This window comes from Burkholderia sp. 22088, assembly GCF_052045915.1.
In the GTDB taxonomy this organism is placed as follows: Bacteria; Pseudomonadota; Gammaproteobacteria; order Burkholderiales; family Burkholderiaceae; genus Burkholderia; species Burkholderia cepacia.
Window position 1 is genome coordinate 170,606 of record NZ_JBQEPY010000011.1, and the last position, 23,176, is coordinate 193,781.

The 23,176-nt window shown below is 67.4% G+C and carries 25 protein-coding genes and 2 pseudogenes; 8 read left to right on the forward strand and 19 right to left on the reverse strand.

Going from position 1 to position 23,176, the window contains the following annotated elements; translation table 11 throughout:
• Positions 1-4 precede the first annotated feature (4 nt).
• The 3 genes and pseudogenes from ACTJLD_RS22235 to ACTJLD_RS22245 form a co-directional block, all read right to left on the reverse strand.
• Positions 5-190 carry a hypothetical protein gene (locus tag ACTJLD_RS22235; protein ID WP_440659729.1) on the reverse strand — a complete coding sequence of 62 codons (186 nt, stop codon included), beginning with the start codon at positions 188-190 and terminating at the stop codon, positions 5-7.
• Positions 191-217: 27 nt separating this feature from the next.
• A pseudogene (locus ACTJLD_RS22240) lies at positions 218-466 on the reverse strand (PAAR domain-containing protein); the annotation flags it as partial.
• Between the two features lie 347 nt (positions 467-813).
• Positions 814-1,293: a hypothetical protein gene (locus tag ACTJLD_RS22245; protein WP_440659705.1), complete on the reverse strand. Its 480-nt coding sequence runs from the start codon at positions 1,291-1,293 to the stop codon at positions 814-816.
• A 121-nt stretch (positions 1,294-1,414) separates the two neighbouring features.
• On the opposite strand from ACTJLD_RS22245, the pseudogene ACTJLD_RS22250 reads away from it, so the two are divergent.
• From ACTJLD_RS22250 to ACTJLD_RS22275, 6 genes and pseudogenes are all read left to right on the forward strand, one after another.
• A pseudogene (locus ACTJLD_RS22250) lies at positions 1,415-1,687 on the forward strand (PKHD-type hydroxylase); the annotation flags it as partial.
• 88 nt (positions 1,688-1,775) lie between these two features.
• On the forward strand, positions 1,776-2,015 hold the full coding sequence (locus ACTJLD_RS22255; protein WP_011659184.1) for a type II toxin-antitoxin system Phd/YefM family antitoxin: 240 nt from the start codon (positions 1,776-1,778) through the stop codon (positions 2,013-2,015).
• On the forward strand, positions 2,012-2,407 hold the full coding sequence (locus ACTJLD_RS22260; RefSeq protein WP_060086341.1) for a type II toxin-antitoxin system VapC family toxin: 396 nt from the start codon (positions 2,012-2,014) through the stop codon (positions 2,405-2,407). Before ACTJLD_RS22255 ends, ACTJLD_RS22260 begins: the two co-directional genes overlap by 4 nt.
• A gap of 109 nt (positions 2,408-2,516) precedes the next feature.
• On the forward strand, positions 2,517-3,236 hold the full coding sequence (locus tag ACTJLD_RS22265) for a M15 family metallopeptidase (protein ID WP_440659706.1): 720 nt from the start codon (positions 2,517-2,519) through the stop codon (positions 3,234-3,236).
• Positions 3,237-3,339: 103 nt separating this feature from the next.
• Positions 3,340-3,924, forward strand: coding sequence for a nucleotidyltransferase family protein (locus tag ACTJLD_RS22270; protein WP_440659707.1), 585 nt, complete (start codon positions 3,340-3,342; stop codon positions 3,922-3,924).
• Between the two features lie 203 nt (positions 3,925-4,127).
• The gene (locus ACTJLD_RS22275) at positions 4,128-4,268 is read left to right on the forward strand and encodes a hypothetical protein (protein WP_021158153.1); all 141 of its coding nucleotides are present in this window, start codon (positions 4,128-4,130) and stop codon (positions 4,266-4,268) included.
• Between the two features lie 78 nt (positions 4,269-4,346).
• Here the strand turns inward: ACTJLD_RS22275 and ACTJLD_RS22280 are convergent, their stop codons facing one another.
• From ACTJLD_RS22280 to panE, 8 genes are all read right to left on the reverse strand, one after another.
• Entirely contained in the window at positions 4,347-5,105 is a 759-nt protein-coding gene (locus tag ACTJLD_RS22280; RefSeq protein ID WP_175861261.1) for an SDR family oxidoreductase, read from the reverse strand.
• A complete protein-coding gene (locus ACTJLD_RS22285) occupies positions 5,102-6,649 on the reverse strand; it encodes an FGGY-family carbohydrate kinase (RefSeq protein ID WP_059698755.1) in 1,548 nt (515 codons plus the stop codon). Before ACTJLD_RS22285 ends, ACTJLD_RS22280 begins: the two co-directional genes overlap by 4 nt.
• Before the next feature lie 29 nt (positions 6,650-6,678).
• Complete coding sequence (locus ACTJLD_RS22290; RefSeq protein WP_124546198.1) at positions 6,679-7,767, reverse strand: alcohol dehydrogenase catalytic domain-containing protein; 1,089 nt, start codon at positions 7,765-7,767, stop codon at positions 6,679-6,681.
• A 46-nt stretch (positions 7,768-7,813) separates the two neighbouring features.
• Positions 7,814-8,827 (reverse strand): ABC transporter permease, encoded by a 1,014-nt coding sequence (locus tag ACTJLD_RS22295; protein WP_333998895.1) that lies wholly within the window; start codon positions 8,825-8,827, stop codon positions 7,814-7,816.
• On the reverse strand, positions 8,814-10,334 hold the full coding sequence (locus tag ACTJLD_RS22300) for a sugar ABC transporter ATP-binding protein (RefSeq protein ID WP_321878999.1): 1,521 nt from the start codon (positions 10,332-10,334) through the stop codon (positions 8,814-8,816). The genes ACTJLD_RS22295 and ACTJLD_RS22300 overlap by 14 nt, the downstream gene beginning before the upstream one ends.
• 62 nt (positions 10,335-10,396) lie before the next feature.
• A complete protein-coding gene (locus ACTJLD_RS22305) occupies positions 10,397-11,338 on the reverse strand; it encodes a substrate-binding domain-containing protein (protein ID WP_060086287.1) in 942 nt (313 codons plus the stop codon).
• Positions 11,339-11,456: 118 nt separating this feature from the next.
• Entirely contained in the window at positions 11,457-12,416 is a 960-nt protein-coding gene (locus ACTJLD_RS22310; protein WP_048023218.1) for an AraC family transcriptional regulator, read from the reverse strand.
• Positions 12,417-12,648: 232 nt separating this feature from the next.
• Positions 12,649-13,596, reverse strand: coding sequence for a 2-dehydropantoate 2-reductase (gene panE, locus ACTJLD_RS22315; protein WP_027789506.1), 948 nt, complete (start codon positions 13,594-13,596; stop codon positions 12,649-12,651).
• Between the two features lie 245 nt (positions 13,597-13,841).
• Here panE and ACTJLD_RS22320 point away from each other — a divergent pair, with 245 nt between their 5' ends.
• The gene (locus tag ACTJLD_RS22320; protein WP_027789507.1) at positions 13,842-15,395 is read left to right on the forward strand and encodes a methyl-accepting chemotaxis protein; all 1,554 of its coding nucleotides are present in this window, start codon (positions 13,842-13,844) and stop codon (positions 15,393-15,395) included.
• Between the two features lie 25 nt (positions 15,396-15,420).
• On the opposite strand, the gene ACTJLD_RS22325 is transcribed toward ACTJLD_RS22320, so the two are convergent.
• Complete coding sequence (locus tag ACTJLD_RS22325; RefSeq protein ID WP_027789508.1) at positions 15,421-16,098, reverse strand: response regulator transcription factor; 678 nt, start codon at positions 16,096-16,098, stop codon at positions 15,421-15,423.
• A 398-nt stretch (positions 16,099-16,496) separates the two neighbouring features.
• On the opposite strand from ACTJLD_RS22325, the gene ACTJLD_RS22330 reads away from it, so the two are divergent.
• The gene (locus tag ACTJLD_RS22330) at positions 16,497-16,991 is read left to right on the forward strand and encodes a hypothetical protein (RefSeq protein WP_027789509.1); all 495 of its coding nucleotides are present in this window, start codon (positions 16,497-16,499) and stop codon (positions 16,989-16,991) included.
• A 27-nt stretch (positions 16,992-17,018) separates the two neighbouring features.
• Here the strand turns inward: ACTJLD_RS22330 and ACTJLD_RS22335 are convergent, their stop codons facing one another.
• From ACTJLD_RS22335 to ACTJLD_RS22365, 7 genes are all read right to left on the reverse strand, one after another.
• Complete coding sequence (locus tag ACTJLD_RS22335) at positions 17,019-17,525, reverse strand: hypothetical protein (protein WP_027789510.1); 507 nt, start codon at positions 17,523-17,525, stop codon at positions 17,019-17,021.
• 131 nt (positions 17,526-17,656) lie between these two features.
• Positions 17,657-19,078, reverse strand: a complete 1,422-nt coding sequence (locus ACTJLD_RS22340; protein ID WP_440659708.1) for a sigma 54-interacting transcriptional regulator — start codon at positions 19,076-19,078, stop codon at positions 17,657-17,659.
• Positions 19,079-19,188: 110 nt separating this feature from the next.
• Positions 19,189-19,773, reverse strand: a complete 585-nt coding sequence (locus ACTJLD_RS22345) for a hypothetical protein (protein ID WP_027789512.1) — start codon at positions 19,771-19,773, stop codon at positions 19,189-19,191.
• A gap of 154 nt (positions 19,774-19,927) precedes the next feature.
• The gene (locus tag ACTJLD_RS22350; RefSeq protein WP_440659709.1) at positions 19,928-21,619 is read right to left on the reverse strand and encodes a chemotaxis protein CheA; all 1,692 of its coding nucleotides are present in this window, start codon (positions 21,617-21,619) and stop codon (positions 19,928-19,930) included.
• A 44-nt stretch (positions 21,620-21,663) separates the two neighbouring features.
• Positions 21,664-21,945 carry a hypothetical protein gene (locus tag ACTJLD_RS22355; RefSeq protein ID WP_011354481.1) on the reverse strand — a complete coding sequence of 94 codons (282 nt, stop codon included), beginning with the start codon at positions 21,943-21,945 and terminating at the stop codon, positions 21,664-21,666.
• 75 nt (positions 21,946-22,020) lie between these two features.
• The gene (locus tag ACTJLD_RS22360) at positions 22,021-22,611 is read right to left on the reverse strand and encodes a hypothetical protein (protein WP_034195965.1); all 591 of its coding nucleotides are present in this window, start codon (positions 22,609-22,611) and stop codon (positions 22,021-22,023) included.
• Positions 22,612-22,722: 111 nt separating this feature from the next.
• Positions 22,723-23,049, reverse strand: a complete 327-nt coding sequence (locus ACTJLD_RS22365) for a hypothetical protein (protein WP_027789515.1) — start codon at positions 23,047-23,049, stop codon at positions 22,723-22,725.
• Positions 23,050-23,176 lie beyond the last annotated feature (127 nt).

The following is a 23,176-nucleotide window of genomic DNA, read 5'->3' on the forward strand; positions in this document are numbered from 1 at the left end:
CGTCTCACCCGCGAACAACCATTGACGCTGCATTCTTAGCGGCAGCAAGCATGCAGGAAAGACAGAAGCCCTGCGAAGGCTGCGGCGTGCCAGAATCAAGCACCATGCGCCCGCCGTCAGCAGCGAAGCCCATGCCGAGAAGTTGGTTCGACTCAAAGCTCTCATACATGGTGTCTTGCGAGGCGATCATTGTCGGATGCGGATTGCATCCACAAGCTACTCTGTCGCCTTCAAGAGCTGCTTGGCGGCCCATTATTTCGCCAGGCCACCGCGGCCCTTCCGCAACGATGACACCAAGCTGCTTGCAAGCTGGACAAGTTACTTTCGCGCCGACGTAAGTTAGCTCACGTCCGTAGCAAGACGTTGTCGGGATGCCGTCCACGACTACACCGCCGGCCGACGAATGATCCCCGACTCGAAGAAAATTCCGTTTCAATTGATGGCCCTCTCGGATTCTTTCGTGCAACTATTACCCGAGGTATGGCGGTTTGTCGAGTGACGAAAGTCAACTTGACCAAATGTGACATTCGCTGCGCTTTTATCTCAGAAAAAACCTCGCAGAATTATCAGGGCCTATATCAAATTAAATCGGTCACCAACTCCCCTCCCGCGGATCGACATACTCTTCGTATTCCGCTGCCTCCCAGCACTCCTCATCCTCATTCTGGTTCATCGGGTTGCCGGGATGCGTGCAGAACGAGCACGGTGGCGAGAGAAAGCAAGTGCAACCCTGATTGCCATAGTCTCTCTCGAACTCGTGACGCTCTGCCTCCGCCTCTTCGGTCAATTGCCGAACCTGGCGTTTAACCAGCATTACCAACTGCCAGCGACGTCTGCTGCCTCTTCATCCATCCCCCGCACGTCGACAGCATCGGGAGGTGGTGGAACCAGAAGATTCCCACGCTCGACGAACTGCCGGCCGCCCTGGCCGTCCGACGAAGGCAGCCATTCGCAGCCGGCGTAGCGCACCAGAATGTCCTCGTATGCGTCGATCAGTTCTTGTTCGCTGCGGAATTCGCGCGACGCAGTCGGATCGGGCATGCGGATCGGTTTATCAAGTTGCCTCCCTTCACCATCTGTCGTGACGATGTTCGTCACGGATAGCATGAACGGCTTCCAGTGCTGCTTCGGAATGTTCATGCCGTTTTTGACTGCCCCACACCATTCCGCGGTGACACTGATCCGCTCGTTCTCGAACTCGCGGACGATCGTGTATTCGCGATTCGACCGGAGGTTCTTCCAGTCCGCCGCCGTGATCGGAAGACGATCACGGCGCATGTATGCAGTTGCCATCACTACACCTCAACTCAGGAAAAGTTAACTATCTACTTATCAAGTATAGTCGCGCGAATCTGGCCCTAGCTGTCTATAATTGGCGTAGGTTTTGGCGTAGGTTTTTGGTGAAATTAGGTGCTACGGCGTGCATCGTGCGAAGCTGCCGGCGGGCGACCTCGTGCTGTATCCGGCGTCGAGCCTGCATCACGTGACGCCTGTGACGCGTGGCGAGCGCGTCGCGTCATTCTTCTGGATTCAGAGCATGGTGCGCGACGACGGCGACCGCACGCTGCTGTTCCAGCTCGATACGCAGATTCAGGCGCTGTCCGCCGAGAAAGGGGCGAAGGACCCGATGGTCATTGCGTTGACCGGGATTTATCACAACCTGTTGAGGAAGTGGGCGGATGCGTAACGCGAACGGGTAATGCTGCCCCCCGGCGCTTGCGCTGCGTCAGACTCCATGACTAAAATGACCATCGTCAAATGACCATGCTCATATCATGATGCCGCACGCTCCCGTATCGAAATCCGAATTCAAGGCCCGCGCACTCGAATACTTCCGGCTCGTCGAGGCGTCGGGCGAAAGCCTGATCGTCACCGATCACGGCAAGCCGACGCTCGAGATCCGGCCGTATCACGCACGCGAAGCTCAGCCGTTGGACATATTGCGCGGCTCGGTCATGCGCTATGACAATCCTCTCGATCCGATTGCGGAAGATGATTGGGAGGCGTCGCGGTGATCGTGCTGGATACACATGCATTGGTATGGTGGGTGGCGGGCGACCCGTCGCTCAGCAAGAAGGCGAGAAGCGCGATCGATCGCGCCCGCAGCGAAGGCGCGCTCGCCGCGTCCGCGATCTCCGCGTGGGAGATTGCGATGCTGGTGCGCAACGACCGCCTCGCACTGACGATGGATGTCGAAGCATGGCTCGCCACCGTCGCGCAAATCGACGGGATGCGCTTCGTGCCCGTCGACGCCGACATCGCCGCGAAATCCACCAACCTCCCCGGCGCGTTCCACAAGGATCCGGCCGATCGCATGATCGTCGCGACCGCTCGACGGCTCGGCGCGCCGCTCGTCACGCGCGACGAAAAAATCCGCGCTTACGCGCACGTCAAGACGCTCTGGTGAACGTCGCCTGCCCGCAGGCCGAACCGCCGCGCATCCTCCGCCGGACTCCGGCATATTGGCGAATCGTCTGACAAAAACGACCTCGGCCGGCCATCCTCGGCGCCGGCTCATGGCCCGCAACCGTCATCGCGCCATTCCGTCCGCTATCGTGATATCGCTCTCCGATCCCGTTGTCCGGTCGATCGCCCTGCTGGAGTCGCACGAAGGGTTTGTCGATCTCGCCGGTTTTCATGACCGCATCGCCGTCGATCCCGGCCGCGACGACGCCGCACACTCGAGCCGGCATTTCCTGAAAGTGCGTCACGGTGTGGCGCAACGGCTGATCGCCGCCGCGCATGCGCTGCCCGACGGCCTGCGCCTGTACATCAAGGAAGGCTATCGTCCGCTGGCGCTGCAACGCCACTACTTCACCCGGCATCTCGCGCACCTGCGCCGGACGCTGAACCCGCTGCCGGACGAAGACACATTGGTCGCGCTGACGAGCCACTACGTCGCGCCGCCGGAAGTCGCCGCCCATCCGACGGGCGCGGCCGTCGACCTGACACTGATCTCGACGGATGGCGTCGAGCTCGACATGGGCTGCGTGCTCGACGCAACCGATCAGGAATCGTCCGGCGCGTGTTATACGCACAACCCGTTCATCAGCCGGGCCGCCGCCCGCCACCGCCAGGTGCTGATCGCCGCGCTGACGGGCGCCGGCTTTACCAATTACCCGTCGGAATGGTGGCATTGGTCATTCGGCGACCGCTATTGGGCCGTCATGCACAACCAGTCGCACGCAATTTACGGTCCCGTCGAGGAAAGCATGCTCGACGAAGCCGAGCGCTGACGTTCTTTCCGACGAAACGAACCCGCCCCGGTAACATCCTCACTTGTCGATCCCTGCTCGCTCCCGCACAATCGCAGCACCTGCATCACTCTCCCCCGCGCCGATGTCCTATGCGTCACTCGCCACCGGCGTCCTCCTCGCCGGCGGCCTCGGTCAACGCTTCGACCCGAGCGGCCTGCACAGCAAGCTGCTCGCGCTGCTTCCCGACGGCACGCCGGTTGCGGTCGCGGCCGCCCGCCGTCTCGCGTCGGCCACGGCCGACGTGATCGCCGTCGTGCGTCCCGGTGCCGAAAAACTCGCGATGCTGCTGAACGAAGCCGGCTGCCATGTCGTCTACGCGCCCGACGCCGTGCGCGGCATGGGCGCAAGCCTCGCGGCCGGCGTACGCGCGACGCCCGACGCGAACGGCTGGCTCGTCGCGCTCGGCGACATGCCGTGGATCGCGGCGTCCACCTACGAAAGCGTCACACGCGCACTCGACGCCGACGACGCGTCGATCGTCGCACCCGCGCATCGCGGCGCGCGCGGCCATCCGGTCGGTTTCGCCGCGCACCACTTCGATGCGCTCGCCGCCCTCGACGGCGACACCGGCGCCCGCGCGCTGTTCGCCAGTGCACCGGTCAGGCTGCTCGACGTCGACGATCCGGGCATCGTGCGCGACGTCGATACGCCCGCGGATTTGCGCTGACGCCGATTCCGCCCCGCACGCGGAGCGGCGCGTGGCCCGCTCCGGCGCAGCAGGCGTCGGCACGAAAACCGCGCCCACGCGGATTGCCCTGACGAAAGGCGCCCCACCGCGACAATCCCGCTGCAAATGCACGGCCGATTGCCTATAACGGAGACGAGGCGCCCCCGCCGCGCCACCGCCGTCACGCACTGCGCGAGTTCTCCATGACCGATCACACGACCCCGACGCCCGAGCCACCGGCCGACCCGAACCGCGACCCGGAAGACGACCCGCTGTCGTCGCCGCCCGGCCATCACGACAACCCGCAACAACCGGACGGACCGCCGAGCAAGGATCCGGTCTAGCCGCCGGGCGGCCGCGCCGCGCATTCGCCGGGCATTCGCCACGGGTTCCGGTCATGCGGCGCCCGCGCATGACGCTGCCTAACGCGCGGTATACCCGCCGTCGATCGGCAGCGATACGCCGCTGACCATCGATGCCGCATCGCTCAGCAGGAACAGGATCGGCTCGACGACCTCGTCCGGCTCCGCGAATCGGCCGAGCGGAATCGCGGCCAGCATCGGCGCACGCTTTTCCGGATCGCTCCACGCGAACTGCGCCATCGGCGTGAGGGTGACTGTCGGGTTCACACTGTTCACACGAATGCCGTGCGGCCCGAGTTCGATGCACAGCACGCGCGTGATCGCGTCCATCGCCGCCTTCGACGCGCAATAGCCCAGATGCGCGGGCAGGCCGACGAGCGCGGCCTGGCTCGATACGTTGACGATGCTGCCCCGCGCCTGCGCTGCGCCACGTCCGTCGCGCACGATCATCTTCCGCGCGACGGCCCGTGCGACGAGCGCCGCGCCGCGCGCGTTGACCGCCATCACGCGATCGAAATGCGCGGCGCTCACGTCGAGCGCCGATTCGAGCGACGCGATCCCCGCGCAATTCACGAGGCCGTCGAACGCGTCGTGCGCGGCAAGCGCCGCATCGATCGCATGCTCGTCACCGCCAACGTCGACGCGCAACGTCTCGCACGCAACCTCGCCGGCCAGCGCGTCGAGCGCGGCCAGGTCGCGCCCCGCCGCAACGACCCGCGCGCCCGCCCGCGCCAGCGCGACCGCGCACGCGCGCCCGATCCCGCTCGACGCGCCCGTGACGAGCACCCGCGAACCGCCGAAATCGAATCGACTTTTCATGATGGCGTGTGCAACCCGTGCATGATCGGTTCGAGCGCCGGATACAGCGCCGTATAGAGCGCAAAGCGCGCCGTATAGGCTGCCGCGCGTTCGGCATCGGGCCGCGCGCGCTCGACGAGCGTGACCCATCCGCCTTGCGCATCCTCGTGCGACACGAGCCCCACCCCGACTCCCGCGAGCAGGGCCGCCCCCATCGCGGCTTCGACGTCCTGCTCGATCGTCCACACCGGGAAGCCTGTCACGTCCGCGATGATCTGCATCCACAGCGCCGAATGCGCGGCCCCGCCCACGACGATCAGCCGGTCGTCGAGCGCGGCCGCGCCCAGTCGGCCGGCCTCGATGTTGTGCCGCAACGCGAACGCGACACCTTCGAGCACCGCGCGATACAGGTGCGCGCGCGTGTGCGCGAGACTCAGCCCGACGAATGCGCCGCTCGCCTTCGCGTCCCACACCGGGCTGCGTTCGCCCATCAGGTACGGCAGGAACAGCACGCCATCGGCACCCGGCGGCACGCTTTCGGCCGCCTCCTCGAGCAACACGTGCGGATCGCCGTGCGGCAGCAGGCGTGCCGCATCGATCTCCGCGTGACAGAACTGGTCGCGAAACCATGCGACCGACGCGCCCGCCGTGATCGCGCCGCCGAACACGTACAGGTCGCGCTGCCCGTTGAACACGTGCGGCATGCTGACGAGCCCGTGCCGCGCATCGACGTGCCGGCTCACGTAACCCCAGCACATGCTGGTGCCGATCATCGCGACATGCTGCCCCGCGCGCGTCGCGCCGGCCGCGAAGGTCGCGACGGCCGCATCGACGCCGCCCGCGACAACGGGCGTGCCGGCCGGCAGCCCGAGTTGCTCCGTCCATTGCGACAGCAGGCCGCCGACGACGTCCGTCGATTCGACGAGCCGCTCGGGCATCATCGTCGCCGGGATGCCGAGCATGTCGAGCGCATCGTCGGACCATTCGCGGCGCGCGACGTCGTACACGCCGCCGATGTTGCCGGCCGAGCTGTGATCGACCGCGACCTCGCCGGTCAGCAGGTAGATCACGTAGGCGTTCGGCGGCAGGAAGTAGCGCACGTTCGCCCACACGTCCGGCCGCTGGTCGCGCAGCCACAGCATCTTCGTGAAGCCGTAATAGCTGTCGACGCCGTTGCCCGTGATCACGCGCAGCCGCTCGACGTTCACGTTCGCATTGATCCAGTCGACTTCCGCGGTCGCACGCCGGTCCATCCAGATCAGGCACGGATGGACCGGCCGCATGTCGCTGTCGACCGGAATGCCCGAGCCGCCGTACAGGCTGCCTACGCACACCGCGCGGATCGCGTCGGCCGGCACACCCTGCGCGCGCGCATCGCTCACGCAGCCGGCGATGCATTCGAGCACGGCGTCGAACCACACCTGCGGCCATTGCTCGGCCCACAGCGGGCGCGGCGTATCGGGCTGGTAGCCGGCCGAGCGCCGCGCGACGATCGTGCCGTGCCGGTCGACGAGCAGCGCCTTGGTGCTCTGCGTGCCGATGTCCACGCCTATGACGTATTCCATGATGTCTCCGGTGAGGCGCACGCCGGCCGTCAGCGGGCCGGCTTCAGCAGCACCTTGATCGATTCGGGCGATTTCGCGACGCGGATCGCGTCGTCCCACTCCTCGAGCGCGAAATCGTGCGTAACGATGCCTTTCGACGTGACGAGCCCGCGCGCGAGCAGGTCGATCGCGACCGGGTAGCAGTATGGCCCCAGGTGCGCGCCGCGCACGTCGAGCTCCTTGCGGTCGCCGATGATCGACCAGTCGACGGTCGCATCCTCGCCGAACACGCTGAATTCGACGAAGCGGCCGAGCTTGCGGATCAGGTCGAGCCCCTGGCTCACGCCGACCGGCGCGCCGGTCGTCTCGATGTAGACGTCGCAGCCGTAGCCGTCGGTGAGCGACCGGACGATCTCGCGTGCATCGTCGCGCGTCGGGTTGATCGTCACGTCGGCGCCGTACTCGCGCGCGAGTTCGAGCCGCTCGTCGATCAGGTCGATCACGACGAGTTTCTTCGGCGTCTTCAGGTGCGCGACCTGCGTCATCATCAGCCCGAGCGGGCCCGCTCCGGCGATCACGACCACATCGTCGAGCTGCAGGTCGCCGCGGTTCACCGTATGGATCGCGCACGACAGCGGCTCGATGATCGCGGCGTCTTCGAGCGACACGCCGAGCGGGATCCTGTGGACGATCGCGGTGGGCGGAATGCGCATGTATTCGGCCATTCCGCCGTCGGCCACCTCGCGCTGGAAGCCGAAGATGTTGTGCACTTCGCACATCCAGTACTGGCCCGACCGGCAATAACGGCACTTGCCGCACGGCACGATCTGCTCGGCGATCACGCGATCGCCCACCGTCACGCCGAAGTGCTCGGCCGCGCCGTCGCCGAGCGCTTCGACATGGCCGAAAAATTCGTGGCCGGGAATCACGGGCGCCTTGACCCACGGGTTCGGGCCGCCCCAGAACATCTTCGCGCCCGTATAGCACTTACAGTCGCTTGCGCAGATGCCGCACGCGGCGATGCGGATCACGAGTTCGTTCGTGCCGGGGCGCGGCTTCGCGACCTGTTCGACGCGGTAGTCCTCGGGGCCGTGGCAAACGACCGCGGTCATCCGCGGCGGGGCTTCGGGTGTCGTCATGAGTTGTCTCTTTCGTTGATGATTCGGATGTCTGATCGATCGCACGTTACCGCGACCGTTCGCGGCTGATGTAGATCGCGAGCAGGATGATTCCGCCCTTGATCACGTTCTGCACATACGGGTTCACGCCTATCATGTTCAGCCCGTTGTTGAGCACGCCAAGTAGCAGCGCGCCGACCAGCGTGCCGAGGATCGCGCCGCGCCCGCCCGAGATCGACGTGCCGCCCATCACGACGGCCGCGATCGCGTCGAGCTCGAAGCCCACGCCGGCATTCGGCTGCCCGCTCATCAGCCGCCCGGTCAGCACGATCGCGGCGAGCGCCGACGTGAGCCCGGCCAGCGTGTAGACGATCAGCTTCACGCGCGCCACGCGCACGCCGGTGAGCCGCGTCGCCTGCTCGTTGCCGCCGATCGCATACACGTAGCGGCCGAACGGCATCCGGTCGAGCAGCAGCCACGCGATTGCATAGACCGCCAGCATGATCAGTACCGGCGCCTGGATGCCGAACACCTTGCCGCTGCCGAAGAACGCGACCCAGTCGGGCAGCCCGTCGATCGGATAGCCGCCCGTGTAGATCAGTGCCAGGCCGCGCGCGATGCCCATCGTCGCGAGCGTGACGATGATCGGCGGCATCCCCGCGAACGCGACGAATAGGCCGTTCAGGAAGCCGAACCCGAGGCCGACCGCGATGCCGATCGCGAGCGCGGCCACCGCGTTCACGCCGGCCACCATCAGCCCGGCCGCGAGCGTGCCCGACAGCGCCATCACCGAGCCGACCGACAGGTCGATCCCGCCGGTCAGGATCACGCAGGTCATGCCCACCGCGATGATCGCGTTGATCGACACCTGGCGCAGCACGTTCTCCAGGTTCGCGGCGGACAGGAAGCTCGGGCTCGCGATCATCATCGCGATGCACACGACGATCAGGCCGACGAGCGGATAGAACAGCGTCGAGCGTCGCAACTGCGCCCACATCGCGCGCGGCGGCGGCGCGTCGCCGTTTGCGGCGGCAGCCGCGAGCGTCGTGGAAGACGTGGAAGAAGAATCAGGCAGGTTCATGGGTCGCTCCTCGCATACCGGCCGTGGCATAGGTCATGACCGTGTCGGGATCGATCTCGTCGCCTTCGAGCGTCGCCTCGATGCGCCCCTGCCGGAACACGGCGACGCGATCGCACATGCCGACGATCTCCGGCAGCTCGGACGAGATCATGATGATGGCGTAGCCGCGCGCGGTGAGTTCGCGCATCAGCCCGTAGATTTCGGCTTTCGCGCCGACGTCGATGCCGCGCGTCGGCTCGTCGAAGATCAGCACCGACGTGTGATGGTTGAGCCAGCGCGCAATCACCACCTTCTGCTGGTTGCCGCCGGACAGCGTCGCGACCTCGGCATGGATAGACGGCGCCTTCACGCCGACGCGCCGCATCACGTCGTGCGTCGCGCGCGCCTCGCCGCGGCGGTCGATCAGCCAGCGCATCGACCGGTACTTGCCGAGGTTGTTCAGCGAGATGTTGTCGCGAATCGAGAACGACGTGACGAGCCCTTCCGTCTTGCGGCTTTCCGGCAGGATGCCGATGCCCGCGCGCAACGCGTCGGCCGGATCGGCGAGCGTCGCCGCCGTGCCGCGCACGCGCACGTCCTTGCGATGCGCACGCGTCGCGCCGATCACCGCGAGCGCGGTTTCGGTGCGGCCCGAGCCGACCAGCCCGGCGAAGCCGAGAATCTCGCCCGCATGCAGCGCGAAGCGGTTCACGGGGCCGTCGCGCTCGATCTGCAGCGCATCGACCTCCAGTACCCGCGGCGCATCCGCCGCGCGCGCCGGCTTCGGCGGAAAACTGCTCTCGATCCGCCGCCCGACCATCATCCGCACCAGCTGCTCGACGTCGGTGCTCGCGACGTCGGTCGTCGCAACGTACTGGCCGTCGCGCAGCACCGTGATGCGGTCGCACACCGCGAAGATTTCCTCGAGATGATGCGAGATGAAGATCATCGCGACGCCCTGCCGCTTCAGCTCGCGCATGATCGCGAACAGATGCCCGGCCTCGGCCGGCGTGAGCGTGGCGGTCGGTTCGTCGAGGATCAGGATGCGCGCGTCGAGCGACAGCGCCTTGCCGATCTCGACGAACTGCTGCTGCGCGACCGACAGCGCACGGATCGGCGCATCAAGATCAATCGCGACGCCGAGCCGCGCGAAGATGCCGGCCGCCGCGCGACGCATCCGCTTGCGGTCGCGTGCGCCCCAGCGGTTGCGCAGCTCGCGGCCCAGGAACAGGTTGTCGACGGCATCGAGATGCGGGATCAGGCTGAATTCCTGGAACACGATGCCGACACCCGCCGCGACCGCGTCGCGATAGTCCGCGAAACGACGCACCTCGCCGTCGATCTCGATCGTGCCGGTATCCGGCCGATGAATGCCGCACAGGATCTTCATCAGCGTCGACTTGCCCGCGCCGTTCTCGCCGAGCAGCGCGTGAATCTCGCCGCGCGCGATCTCGAGATGAATGCCGGACAGCGCCTTCACGCCCGGAAAGCTTTTCGCGATGTCGCTGAGCCGGAGTATCGTGTCCATCGGTTTCTCCGTGCGAAAGGCGCCGGCCGTGCCGCCGCCCTTCGAGTCGCATTGCACGTCGTTCACCAGCTGAAGCCCTTCGCGTTGCCGCGGTCGACCACCTTCACGTCGACCGGGATCGCCTTCGGCACCGTCGCGCCCCACTTGCGCGCAATCGCGATGCCGAGCGCGATACGCACCTGGTCGGCCGGGAACTGCGCGGTCGTTTCGATGAACTTAGAATTCGGTTTCTGGATCGCGGCGATCGCCTCGGGCGCGCCGTCGACGCTCGTCAGCTTGATGTCCTTGCCCGAGCTCTCGATCGCGGCGAGCGCGCCCATCGCGCCGCCATCGTTCACGCTGAAGACGCCCTTCAGCTTCGGGTGCGCGGAGATCAGGTTCTCGGTCACCGACAGCGCGGTCGCGCGCTCCTGCTTGCCGTTCTGCGTGTCGACCAGCTTCACGTTCGGGTATTTCGCGAGGCCCGCCTTGCAACCGCGCACGCGTTCGAGAATCGGCACGACCGGAATGCCGTCGAGGATCGCCACCTCGCCGCTGCCGCCGATCGCTTTCGCGAGGTAGTCGCACGACATCACGCCCGCGTCGTAGTTCTTCGAGCCGACGAACGAATCGACCGGGCCGTTCGCGTTCGCATCGACGGCCACGACCACCGCGCCGGCCTTCTTCGCCTGCGTGATCGCCGACTGGATGCCGGTCGAATCGGTCGGGTTCACGAGCAGGATGTCGATCTTCTTCTGCAGCATGTCCTCGACGTCGCTCACCTGCTTGCTGACGTCGTGATGCGCGTCGGTGACGACGACCTGCGCGCCGATCGACGCGGCCGCGTCGTTCAGCGCCTTCTGCATCGTCACGAAATACGGGTTGTTGAGCTCCTGGAACGTCATGCCGATCCGCAGCGGTGCGGCCTGCACGGCGGCGGGCAGCCAGGCCGCGGCGGCAAGCGCGGCAACCGCCGCCAGACGGGCGGCGCGACGGGGGAATGAGGCGGGCGATGCAGGCGTCATGACGGTGTCTCCGGTTGTATAAGGCTTTTTCGTGGGTGAGCAAGCCCCTCGCGACGCAGGCGGCGCGATCGGCTGGGTGAAACAGCGTGGAAAACTCGGGCCGGCGGCGGCCCCGCGATCATCCGGGCTGCGGAGCGAGTTCGGGCGCGCCGGGCGTCACGACGCGCGGCGGCAGCGGATTGCCGGTGGGCGCCGCGTGCAGCGCCAGTTCGCGGCTGCGCGCGTTCAGGCGCTGCAGCGCGCGGAATTCGGACGGCGCCATCCCCTTCACCGCGCGGAACTGGCGGTTGAAGTTCGACACGTTGTTGAAGCCGGCCTGGAAGCAGATATCGGTGATGTTCGCGTCGTCGGCGAGCAGCAGCTGGCACGCGGATTCAATCCGCAGACGATTCACGTACTGAACGAACGGCATGCCCGTCTGGCGATGAAACGCGCGCGAGAACGCGCTGACGCTCTGCCCGGTCAGTTGCGCAAGATCGGATTCGCGCAGCTCGGACGCGAGGTTCTTGCCGATGTACGACAGCGCATGGCTGAGCCGCGTCGGCGTGACATCGGCCTGGTCGTACGCGGGGCTCGCGAGCAGCGTGCGTTCGGCCGCCCCGCACAACCGTTCGAGGATCGTCATGAACAGCGCGATGCGGCGCATGCCGCGCGCGGCCAGCAGCTCGTCGAACAGCGGCGCGATCGCGGCGCTGGTCGCCGCGTCGAAGCCGACCCCGCGCCGCGCATCGTCGAGCAACGCCTGCGCGTCGCGGCATTCGGGAAACGCGTCCATGCAGCGGCGCACGAACACCGGGTCGAACTGGATCACGAGATTGCGGCGTTCGACGGTTTCGCCTTCGGCCATGTCGCTGACCCAGTTGTGCGGCAGGTTCGGGCCGAGCAGCACGAGATGGCCGGGGCCGAACGAGCCGATGTGGTCGCCGACGAAATACTTGCCGCGCGTCGCGACGATCAGGTGCAGCTCGAATTCGGGATGGAAGTGCCAGCGGATCGTGCGATACGGATAACCGTGCGACCAGACCTTGAACGACTCGTCGCGTCGCACTTCGACCACTTCCAGATCGGGGTGCATCATGTGGGCGTCTCCATTCCCGTGTCTCGCCGGCCGGTTCGTTTTGCGCGTGCGCCGCGTATTTCACGCGGCGACGCGACCGGTCGCATGGGAAGCAATGTAGGTCGATCGAGCGCGCGGCTCCACCAACTTTACGCCTGATTTTCGATACTTTTTTGCCCATTCCGGCCGCAAATGGCGCCGGATGGCAAATTTGTGCAGTGCGGAACGGCCGGGCGGCCGCCCGGCCCGGCGCTTACGCGGCCGCGTGCTCGCGCGCGGTACGCGCTTCGTACGCCTTCAGGTGGTTGTACGCGATCCGCAGCAGCGACAGCGCATCGGCCGCCTGCGGGTCGCGGCGCGCGAGCAGGTCGCCGATCACGTGATCGGCTTCGACGCGCGCATGGTTTTCGACGTCGCGCAGCATCGACGCGGTCAGCGGCGACGGCGTCAGCACCATCCGCTGCATCCGCTCGATGGCGGCCGGATCGGGCCGGTGGCCGTTGTGCTCGGCAATCGCACTGCATTCGCCGAGCATCGTCTCGAGCAGGCGGCGGCCGTCCGGCGCGGCGAGAATGTCGCCGACCGAGGCGCGGAACAGCGACGTGCTCGCGGCGAGCGTCGCGAGGAACACCCATTTTTCCCACATCCGCGCGGCCACGTCGTCACTGAGCGTCGCATCGAAACCCGCGCCGCCGAGCACCTCGGCCACCGCGCGCACACGCGGCGATTCACCGCCCGCGAGTTCGCCGAACGTGACCCCGTGCGTGTCGTTGAGGTGCACAATGCGCTGCTCGCGATCGAGCGTCGCCGCGATCACGCACAGCCCGCCGAGCACCTGCGCGGCGCCGAACCGCTCGCGCAGCACGTCGAGATGGCGCATCCCGTTGAGCATGGGCAGGATCAGCGTCTGCGGGCCGACGAACGGCGCGAACGACTCAATCGCGTCGTCGAGGCTGTACGCCTTGCAGCTCAGCAGCACGAGGTCGAACGGCGCGACACCGGCACCCGCGTCGCCCGCGCGCACGGTCTGCACGTTCGCGAGCGTCAGGTCGCCGCGCGGGCTGCGGATCAGCAGCCCGTCGCGCGCCAGCGCGGCCGCGCGGCCGTCGCGCACCAGGAACGTCACGTCGCGCCCCGCCGCGGCCAGCCGGCCGCCGAAGTATCCGCCGACCGCGCCGGCCCCCACCACCAGAATTCGCATCGTTGCCTCCTTTCGGTTTCATTCGCCGCCGCGCGCGCGCGGCGCGCATTCAAACGCCCCGACAGTATAGCGACGCCCGTTATGCATATGCATAGATACCCTTGTCGGTGTCGACGGCATCGGCGCCGGCGCCGGCGCCGGCTCCTAGGGATAACCCGCCTACGGCAACGCACGTCGGGCGCCGTCAAGATACTTATCCCGTCACGCCGCCCCGGCGAGCTTCCACGACTGACCGACCACACACCATGCGCAACCTTTCCCTGAATCAGAAACTCGCCTCGATGATCGTCATCCTCTGGCTCGGCCTGCTCGTGATCGCCGGGCTCGGGGCCTGGCAGACGCGCGCATCGATGATCGCGGACCGCCGCGACCAGCTCGCGTCGCTGGTCGCGCAGGCCGCGAGCGTGACCGATCATTACTACAAGCTGTCGCAGCAGAACGCGCTGCCGGAAGCCGACGCGAAGCAGAAGGCGCTCGAGGCGATCGCCGCGATGCGTTCCGGCGCCGACGGCTACATTTCCGTCAACGACTCGAAGCCCGTGATCGTGATGCATCCGATCAAGGCCGACCTCAACGGCAAGGACGTGTCGAATTTCACCGACCCGAACGGCAAGCACCTGTTCGTCGAGATCGTGAAGGCCGGCAACCTCGAAGGCGGCAAGGGCTTCGTCGAGTATCTGTGGCCGAAGCCGGGCGCCGACAAGCCGCAGGAGAAAACCAGCGCCGTGCAGCGCTTCGCACCCTGGGACTGGTACATCGTGACCGGCATGTACATGAACGACGTGCGCACAGCCGTGCTCGAAAGCGTCGGCCGCTGGCTCGCGATGACGACCGTGCTCGGCGGGATCGCGACCGCCGTGATGGTGCTGGTGCTGAAAAGCGTGCGCGCGAACCTCGGCGGCGAGCTGGAAGTGGCACTCGACGCCGCGCAGCGCATCGCGCAGGGCGACCTGACCGCGCACGTCGCCGTGAAGCACGACGATCGCGGCAGCCTGCTGCACGCGCTGCACACGATGCAAGGCGGGCTGATCGACATGGTGTCGCGCGTGCGGATGGGTACCGAGAACATCAACGTCGGCGCAAGCGAGATCGCGTCGGGCAACACGGACCTGTCGCAGCGCACCGAGGAACAGGCGGCCGCGCTCGTGCAGACCGCGTCGAGCATGGACCAGATGACCGCGAACGTGAAGCAGAACGCGGACAGCGCTGCCCAGGCCGCGTCGCTCGCCGGCCAGGCCGCGCAGGTCGCGACGCGCGGCAGCGCGGTGGTCGACGACGTCGTGCGCACGATGAACGAGATCACCGACCGCTCGCACAAGATCGGCGACATCATCGGCGTGATCGACGGGATCGCGTTCCAGACCAACATCCTCGCGCTGAATGCGGCCGTCGAAGCCGCGCGCGCGGGCGAACAGGGCCGCGGCTTCGCGGTGGTCGCGGCCGAAGTGCGCTCGCTCGCGCAACGCTCGGCGACGGCGGCGAAGGAAATCAAGTCGCTGATCGTGTCGTCGAACGAGACCGTCGAGCAAGGCGCGGCGCTCGTCACGCACGCGGGCGAGACGATGGCCGAGATCGTGCAGTCGGTGCGGCGCGTGAACGAGATCCTCGACGAGATCAGCCATGCGTCGCGCGAACAGAGCGCCGGCATCGAGCAGGTCAATCGCGCGGTGGGCGAGATGGACCAGGTCACGCAGCAGAACGCGGCGCTCGTCGAAGAAGCGGCGGCCGCCGCGCATTCGCTGCGCGATCAGGCCGAGGCGCTGCGGGACGCCGTGACGCGGTTCGCGTTGCCGGCCTGACGGCGGCCGTCCGGCGCACGCGGGCTCACGCCGCGTCGCCGGGCCGCGGCGCGGCGGCACCGGTGCCGAGCCCCAGCCCCGCCGCCCGCCGGACCAGCTCGACGTCGTTGTTCACGCCGAGCTTCTTCATCGCGCTGATCTTCTGCGCACTGACCGTCTGCTTGCCCTTGCTCAGACGCTGCGCGATCGTCTTGATCGGCACCCCCGACAGATACAGGCGAATGACCTCGATCTCGCGCGCCGACAGCTTCACGGGCGCCTCGCCGCGCTCGCCGGCCGCATCGACCGCGCGCCTGACGAGCGGCGACAGGTAGTGCCCGCCGCTGTAGCTCGAATGAATGGCCGTGACGATATGGCCGACCTCGTCGAACTTGCTGACGACGCTCACGCCGCCGATCGCGAGGATCGACCCGACGATCAGCGGATTCTCGTTCGCGACCAGCACGACGACCCCGACGTTCGGACGCGTGCGCCGCAGCCAGTCGAGCAGCCCGAGGCCGTCCATCTGCGCGTCCCCGCGGATCGCATAGTCGACCAGCACGACATCGCAGTCGACGCCGCCGAGCGACGCGGCCAGCTCGGCCACATTCCGGCATACCGCGACGAGCTCGATCGCGCAGGCGCTGCCTGCGACCTGCTCGATGCCGGCCAGCGTCAACGGCCAGTCGTACGCGAAGACGATGCGAACGTTGAATTTCCTCATGCGTGGTTCCCGGTGGTTCATCGGCCGCGCGACGCGGAGCGCGCACGGCCGGTTTGGCGTTGATCGGACGTTCAGGCTATTTTTAGCCTGCACACCGATTCTATGAAGCCGCACGCGGACGGGATATCGGACGGTAACGGGATTGGTCGTCAGGGACGTAATACGAGTTTGATATTTGCGCCGGTTCGAGCGGCCGTCCCGGAGCGGCCGGCATCTCGGAACATCGACCGGATGGCCGGCTTGGCGGGCCACACGGGCTATCCGGCCGGCCAGCAGGTAAAATCGACGCCTTTGCATGCCGCGCCGGGCCGCCGGCGGCGAGCGACGCGCCGATGCCGGCCGCGCGCCACCGCCCCGTGCCCGCGCCCGTACTCCGGTGGCCCCGCCCCGCTTTCCTCATGACCGAATCCGACCTGCAATCCGACGACACCTCCATCCACGAAGACGGCCTCTGGCGCGACAACGGCTGGACGGCCCGCATCATCAAGAACGAAGACGACGACGGCTGGGCCGTCGAAATGATCAAGGACGGCGAGTCCGAGCCCGCGCTCGTCGGGCCGTGGACCATGGGCCGCGACAAGAAGAACCCCAAGCCGATGGACGCGAACGCGTTCCGCACGCTCGTGAAGACCGCGAGCGAGGTGCTGATGCGCCACGAGCAGCAGCGGCGCGCGATGCTGCACAAGGAAGTGACGGTTCAGGGCGAGGACGGCCAGGATGTGTCGGTGACGCTCGACATCGTGCCGGACGAATTCGAGCCGTACGCGCAGCTCAAGGCATTCGATCCGTATGGCGAGCTGCTGGCCGAAGCCAAGGTGTCGGCCGGTTTCAAGCTCAACAAGGCCGGTGCCGAGCGCTGGGTCGCCTCGGGCTTCGAGCGGCCGGCCTCCTGATCGCGCGCGGCATGCCGCGCCGCACGCTCAGGCGCCGGCGCCCTGCCGCGCGCGCTGCAGCCGGCGCGCCGCCAGCTTGCGCCGCACGAGCTGCTCGAACTGCCGTGTCGCAACCTGCGGATCGCGCGCGGCCAGCCCGAGCGCGTTGCGCGCGAGCTGGATCGGCGTCAGCACGAGGCCCCACGGCAGCCCCCACCAGCCGAACGCGGCCGACGCCAGCAACGCGACCGCCTGCTTCCTGCGGCCGCAACGCCGGCAGCACACGTGGCGCCGTGTCGCCCAGCGCGTGACGAACAGCAGCGACACGACGCGATGCGACGCATGGACATCGACCGGCCGGTCGTCGCGACGGCAGATCGGGCACGGCCCGTAACGCCAGTCGTGTACGTATTCCCAGACCTTCGCGTCGGGCACCCGCTCCGCCTCGACGACGATCGGATGCGCCCGGGCGCACGCCGGACGGCAATAGCGGCGGCCGTCGATCGACCGCCCGCCGACCAGGAACGTCCTGCCGCAGTGACTGCACTCTGCCACGGTAACCTCGGATAAGCGTGATGCGCCGCATGCCGGCCGCGCGCGCATCGCCGCGCGGCGGTCCGGACGGGCCGTTTCATGTCTTAACGGCCGACGTCGCGCGGTCTTGAGCGGCTGCGCGCCGCGGCGCGTCAGCCATGCAGCCCGTGCGCGGTCATCAGCCGATACAGCGTCGCGCGCGAGATGCCCAGCTCGGCCGCCACGTCGGCATGCTGCTGGCGGTGGCGCATCAGCGTTTCCTCGATCGCGCGCCGCTCGGCGCGCCGGCGCGTTTCGGCGAGCGTCGGCGGCTGCCGCGACGTGTACTGGTGCAGTTCGAGATCGGCGGCCGAGATCATCGGGCCGTTCGTCATCACGACCGCGAGCCGGATCCGGTTGATCAGCTCGCGCACGTTGCCCGGCCACGGATAGTTGTGGATCGCTTCGACCGCGCTCGGCATGAAGCCGCGAATCCGTTGCGCATTGTCGCCGCGATAGCGCCGCAGCACATGGTCGGCGAGCAGCATGATGTCGCGGCCGCGCACGCGCAGCGGCGGTTCGTCGATGCGCAGCACGCACAGGCGGTAGTACAGGTCGGCACGGAACCGCCCCGCCTGCATCGCGGCCTCGAGATCGACGTGGGTCGCCGACACGATCCGCACGTCCACCGGAATCGACGCGTGCCCGCCGAGGCGCTCGATCGTGCCTTCCTGCAGGAAGCGCAGCAGGCTCGCCTGGCTCTCGAACGGCATGTCGCCGATTTCATCGAGAAACAGCGTACCGCCGTGCGCCGCCTCGATACGGCCGATCTTGCGCTGGTGCGCGCCCGTGAACGCGCCGCGCTCGTGGCCGAACAGTTCGGCCTGCAGCAGCGTCGACGGAATGGCCGCGCAGTTCACGGCGACGAACGGCGCGTCGGCGCGCGACGACTGCTGGTGAATCGCCGCCGCCGTCAGCTCCTTGCCGGTGCCGGACTCACCGGCGATGAAGACGGTCGCCTCCGTATTCGCGACCTTGCGGATCGTCGCGAACAGCCGGCGCATCGCGTCGCACGAGCCGATCATCGTGCCTCCGGGGGGCGCCGCATCGGCGTCCGGGCTGCCGTCCGCGAGCCTCAGCATCCCGTACGCATGGCCGACCAGATAGCCGATCGTCGTGTACGCAGTCGCGTTGCGCACGTAATCGAAACAGCAGTGGCGAATCAGGCGCGCGATGGAAATATCCCGCAGCCGCTCGTCGTCGGCGAACGCGAGCCAGCCGACGCGCGGGTCGCGCAGCAGCGCCTCGAACGACGTGACGTCGGGCGACGCGAAGCTGCCGAAATCGACGATGCCCGCATGCAGACGGTTCGCCCTGACGAGATTCAGTGCGTCCGCAACGGTTTTCGCGCGCCACACGTCCCAGCCGCGCGACGCGAGACAATCGACGAGCGCGGCGTCGTGCTGCTGCGACAGGTAGACGAGCGGCCGCGACGGCACGACATGGTTGCGCCGGACGGCAATGAACGGCGCCGTCCCCGCATCGCGTTCGAGTTCCTGCGGGCCCGACACCCTGATCTGGCAGCAATGGTTCACGATGGCCTCGTCGCTTGGGTTGGTTGTCGAAACGGCCGTTGCCGGATCGCGTGGAGCGGGGCACCGTGGTCCCGCGACGCGGCGCCGGGCCGTTCTCGGATTGACGTTCGTTATCGGCAGAAAACGACGCGCTGCGTGTAGATCTGCGGCTCGACGACCGGCTTCGCGGCACCGTTGAGGTCGTCACGATAGGCCCGGTAGGTCTTGCCGTTCACCGTCACTTCCGTCGCCCGGGCCGTCTCGATCGAGCTGAGCCCGTTGCGCTGCCAGCCGCTCACCTGGTCCGCCGCCGTCACGCTCGCATCGCCTGCGATCTTCTGCGTGATCGCGCTGCCGTCGCTCCATGGCTGCGTCTGCATGTCCTCGGCATGCTGCATCGCGCCGACCGTCTTGCCGGTCGGCGTCGGCCCCCTCTGCGCCTCGAACGGTGCGCCACGGCCGTACACCGGCGATTGCCACGACGGCGCGTGACCCTCCTCCGGCATCATGTAGATCATCTGCGGATCGCCGATCATCATCATCGGCGCGCACGCCGTGTTGTCGGCGCGACCGAGCGTCGTCAGCGCCTGCGCGACGCTCGCGGCGTTTGCCGCCGTCTGCTCGCCCAGGATCACGAAGACCGCCGGGTTCTGAAATACCGCCTGTGCTGCGGCTTGTGCGCTGTACAACAACAGAGCGACCAAAAAGATCCTCATGATTGAGGCCTCCTTGCATCCTCGTCAGGCAAAAAGAGGTGTTGACCTCGGGGATGGGACCAACACCCGTCAAACAGGAAACGACCGTCGGGCATCGGGTCCGGACGACTCCCGTGCGCCGCCATTCCGGCGCACGGGAGCCAGACCCGCGTGCTTACGACGACGTGCTCGTCGAGATGACGGCCGGAGCCGGCAAGACCGGTACAGCCGGGGCGGCCTGCTGGTCGACCGGAGCCGAGGGCAATCCTTGCGCCGGATCGGACAACGCCGGCATCTCGGCGGGCTGCGCGGCTGCCTGGTCCGGCACCTTCGCATCGGCTGCCGGCATGTCGGCAGGCGCTGCGGCCGCGGCGGCTGCAGGCTGCGCGGGTTCCGGTGCGGGCGCTTCCGCGGCGACCGGAGCCGGTTCGGCGGCCTTCGCATCGGCTGCCGGTGCGGGCATCGCGGCCTCGGCTGCGGGCGCCGCGACGACGGCAGCGGCCGGCGTCGTATCCGCAGCCGGCGCGGCAGCGGCCTGCGCTGCGTTGTCGGTCGCGGCCGGCATCGGCTCCGGTGCCTTGTCGGCGACGGGCTGCACAGGCTCGGGGGCCTTGTCGGCGATTGCCGGTGCGGGTTCGGGCGCCTTGTCGGCAACCGCCGGCGCGGGCTCCGGTGCCTTGTCGGCAACCGCCGGTGCGGGCTCCGGTGCCTTGTCGGCGACGGGCTGCACGGGTTCGGGGGCCTTCGTCTCGGCGACCGGCGCGGCAGGTACCGGCGATGCCTTGTCCGCAACGGCCGGCGCGGCGAGCACGGCGGCAGCCGGCACGGCGGCAGCCGGCACGGCGGCGATCGCGGCCGCCGGTACGACCGAGGCTGCGGGCGCGGCCGCGACAGCGGGTGCGGCAGCCACCGCAGGCGCTGCGGCGACGGCCGGTGCCGCGGCTGCAATGGCGGGTTTGGCAACGGCAGGGGCTGCAGCAGCAACAGCCGGTGCGGCAACGGCCGGCGCGGCGGCAACCGGCGCGATCGACGGCACGGGCACGGGTACCGGCACCGACACGGGCGCCGCCTGCACCGAGGTCGTCGCCACCGGGCGGGCCTGCGCCGGTGCCGGCGCGGCAGCGCCCAGCGGCGGCAAGCCCATGCGGTCACGCACGATCGGATCGCGATACTTCACGTCGTCGGCGACCGTCGCTTCCACGCTCGGCGCCACGTTCGAACGTGCGAGCGGCGTCGTCGTGCCCGGGCACAGATGCCCGGTCGCTTCCACCGCACGCCGGTTCGCGTCGCTCTGGCAGAGCAGCGCGAGCGCCACGTCGGTCAGGCCCATCGCACGGAATTCACGCGCATCGAGACGCCGCACGCAGGCCTGGTCAACCAGCGTCGTGCCGCCCGTCGCGCCGAACCCCGGGAACGACACGCCGACGCTCACCGATCCCATGCAGGTATCGGACAGCGTGGTCGTGAGGCCCGGCGCCTGGATCGCGGGGTTCGTCTTGATCGTCTGCGTGCCGGAATAATTGACGTTTTCCGACGACTGGGTGTTGTACGGGTTGGTGCCGGGCGCGCCGGACGACTGCAGCGACTGCGGCGTCACGTTCGTGCCGCCGCTCGTGCTGGACGGCATCGTCACGTTCACGTTCACGCTCGAATTGCCGCTGCTGCGAACCCCGCTGGAGCTGGTGGCGTTGCCGCCGCGCGAGCTCGTGGTGTTCGTGTTCATGCTCGAGCCGCCGCCCTGGCTGACTGCCGTCGACGACGTCGACGACTGCGCGCTCGAAGTCGAATCGGCGGTTTGCGCTTGGGCGCCGATCGTGGTCATCGCGAACATCGCAGCGCATGCCACCTTGATCCTGTTGCTGTTCATTTCACTCTCCGGACGAGGTTTTACCTCCCACCCAGGCAACCGTACTAATTCCCCTGATTCCCTTCAGCTTTGCCTGCTTCCCCGAACTGCTTCCAGCCGTTGCCCAGCTGGGACCACGAGCCGGCCGACATGCCCTGCCACTGCTGGGCGTCTGGTCCGCCGATGGCACTGCCCGAAGAAAGCGTTTGTTGTTCTGACGGTTTGGTTGTCTGGTCAGGGTTGTTTGACGTCTGCAAATTCGATTGCACGTCGTTGGCAATACGGTCAGCGCCATACGCCGTCAGAGACGCGAGCATCAGAGCGGCGGCAATCAGTTTCTGCTTCATGCCAACTCCTTACGTGACAACAATGTGGGCAAAAGAGACCAGCGTCGCTGGGAAACTGGTCCCCCCCACACCTGACTAATGACTGCTTCCGGTCGCACTTGAACTGGCGTTGCTTCCGCCCGATGCGGACGGCGAGCCGGCCGAACCGGTACTCCACACGGTCGACGAGTTGTAGTGATTCGAACCCGTGATCGCGCCTGACCCAGCACTGCCGGTCAGCCCAGCGGCACCCGCGTTGGCATTGCCCTGGTCGTTCGCGCTGCTGGCCGTGTAGTGGTTTGCACCCAGCACGATCGTGGCACTCACCCCTCCCGACAGCGCATTCGCGTTCTCGTTCGTTTTGCTGTTTCCACCGTACGAGCCTGCGGCACCGATACCGCCGCCTGCCGCGAACGCGCCCCCGTTCGTGCCCGAACCGCTGGCCGTCGAGGTCGTGTTGTGGAAGGCGGATGCCGTGCCGGCGGAACCAGCGGGTGTCACCGTACTGCCCGCGTTCGCGCCCGCCGTCGAAGTCGAATTGCTGGTATAGCTGCCAGAGCCGACCAGAACCGAACCGGAAACACCCGCCGCAACGGACTGTGTCTGGTTGGTCGTGGAGGAACCCGCTGCCAATGCAGCCGACGATATGACGGTGAGCGCTGTCGCGAAAATGACTTTGGCTTTCATAGCAATTCCTTGCTGTGAGTAAGTTCGGCGGTGGCGGAGCCGGGTCTACCCCCATCGAGCGGAACCCGGCATCCGTACCGCCAGCCAATGACGAACGCTACGCGTCGCGGCTTAATAGTGGTGAACCGTCCAGCCGATCGAGCCGGCATTCGCGCCGCTGGTGCCACCTGCCTGTGCGCCACCGAAGCCGAAACCGCTAACCGACGACGATTGCGTGTGGTTCGTGTACGAGACCGAACCGCTGCCCGGGCCACCGGCAAGTGCGCCGGCTGCACCGAGTGCCGAGCCGGAATCGGTCGCGGTGAAATGGCCGAAGCCGGCAACGCCTGCCATCGTCGAACCGCCGCTCGACGAGCTGCTGCTCGACACCGTGCCGCTACCTGCGAACGCTGCACCCGAAACCGCCAGAACTGCTGCTGCAATCAGAAGCTTCTTCATGGTCGACTCCAAAACGGCGTGGACGGAGTGAGTCAGGAAGATCGCACGCCATCAACCTTCCTGACTTGAGCAATCCTCGAAATTAAGGATCACTATCAAATTAAGAAATCATGCTTCCTTTTCAATT

Coding starts and splice junctions, on each gene's coding strand:
- ACTJLD_RS22235 (WP_440659729.1), bottom strand. CDS start 190: ATGATCGCCTCGCAAGACACCATGTATGAGAGCTTTGAGTCGAACCAA.
- ACTJLD_RS22245 (WP_440659705.1), bottom strand. CDS start 1,293: ATGGCAACTGCATACATGCGCCGTGATCGTCTTCCGATCACGGCGGCG.
- ACTJLD_RS22255 (WP_011659184.1), top strand. CDS start 1,776: ATGATGCCGCACGCTCCCGTATCGAAATCCGAATTCAAGGCCCGCGCA.
- ACTJLD_RS22265 (WP_440659706.1), top strand. CDS start 2,517: ATGGCCCGCAACCGTCATCGCGCCATTCCGTCCGCTATCGTGATATCG.
- ACTJLD_RS22270 (WP_440659707.1), top strand. CDS start 3,340: ATGTCCTATGCGTCACTCGCCACCGGCGTCCTCCTCGCCGGCGGCCTC.
- ACTJLD_RS22275 (WP_021158153.1), top strand. CDS start 4,128: ATGACCGATCACACGACCCCGACGCCCGAGCCACCGGCCGACCCGAAC.
- ACTJLD_RS22280 (WP_175861261.1), bottom strand. CDS start 5,105: ATGAAAAGTCGATTCGATTTCGGCGGTTCGCGGGTGCTCGTCACGGGC.
- ACTJLD_RS22285 (WP_059698755.1), bottom strand. CDS start 6,649: ATGGAATACGTCATAGGCGTGGACATCGGCACGCAGAGCACCAAGGCG.
- ACTJLD_RS22290 (WP_124546198.1), bottom strand. CDS start 7,767: ATGACGACACCCGAAGCCCCGCCGCGGATGACCGCGGTCGTTTGCCAC.
- ACTJLD_RS22295 (WP_333998895.1), bottom strand. CDS start 8,827: ATGAACCTGCCTGATTCTTCTTCCACGTCTTCCACGACGCTCGCGGCT.
- ACTJLD_RS22300 (WP_321878999.1), bottom strand. CDS start 10,334: ATGGACACGATACTCCGGCTCAGCGACATCGCGAAAAGCTTTCCGGGC.
- ACTJLD_RS22305 (WP_060086287.1), bottom strand. CDS start 11,338: ATGACGCCTGCATCGCCCGCCTCATTCCCCCGTCGCGCCGCCCGTCTG.
- ACTJLD_RS22310 (WP_048023218.1), bottom strand. CDS start 12,416: ATGATGCACCCCGATCTGGAAGTGGTCGAAGTGCGACGCGACGAGTCG.
- panE (WP_027789506.1), bottom strand. CDS start 13,596: ATGCGAATTCTGGTGGTGGGGGCCGGCGCGGTCGGCGGATACTTCGGC.
- ACTJLD_RS22320 (WP_027789507.1), top strand. CDS start 13,842: ATGCGCAACCTTTCCCTGAATCAGAAACTCGCCTCGATGATCGTCATC.
- ACTJLD_RS22325 (WP_027789508.1), bottom strand. CDS start 16,098: ATGAGGAAATTCAACGTTCGCATCGTCTTCGCGTACGACTGGCCGTTG.
- ACTJLD_RS22330 (WP_027789509.1), top strand. CDS start 16,497: ATGACCGAATCCGACCTGCAATCCGACGACACCTCCATCCACGAAGAC.
- ACTJLD_RS22345 (WP_027789512.1), bottom strand. CDS start 19,773: ATGAGGATCTTTTTGGTCGCTCTGTTGTTGTACAGCGCACAAGCCGCA.
- ACTJLD_RS22350 (WP_440659709.1), bottom strand. CDS start 21,619: ATGAACAGCAACAGGATCAAGGTGGCATGCGCTGCGATGTTCGCGATG.
- ACTJLD_RS22355 (WP_011354481.1), bottom strand. CDS start 21,945: ATGAAGCAGAAACTGATTGCCGCCGCTCTGATGCTCGCGTCTCTGACG.
- ACTJLD_RS22360 (WP_034195965.1), bottom strand. CDS start 22,611: ATGAAAGCCAAAGTCATTTTCGCGACAGCGCTCACCGTCATATCGTCG.
- ACTJLD_RS22365 (WP_027789515.1), bottom strand. CDS start 23,049: ATGAAGAAGCTTCTGATTGCAGCAGCAGTTCTGGCGGTTTCGGGTGCA.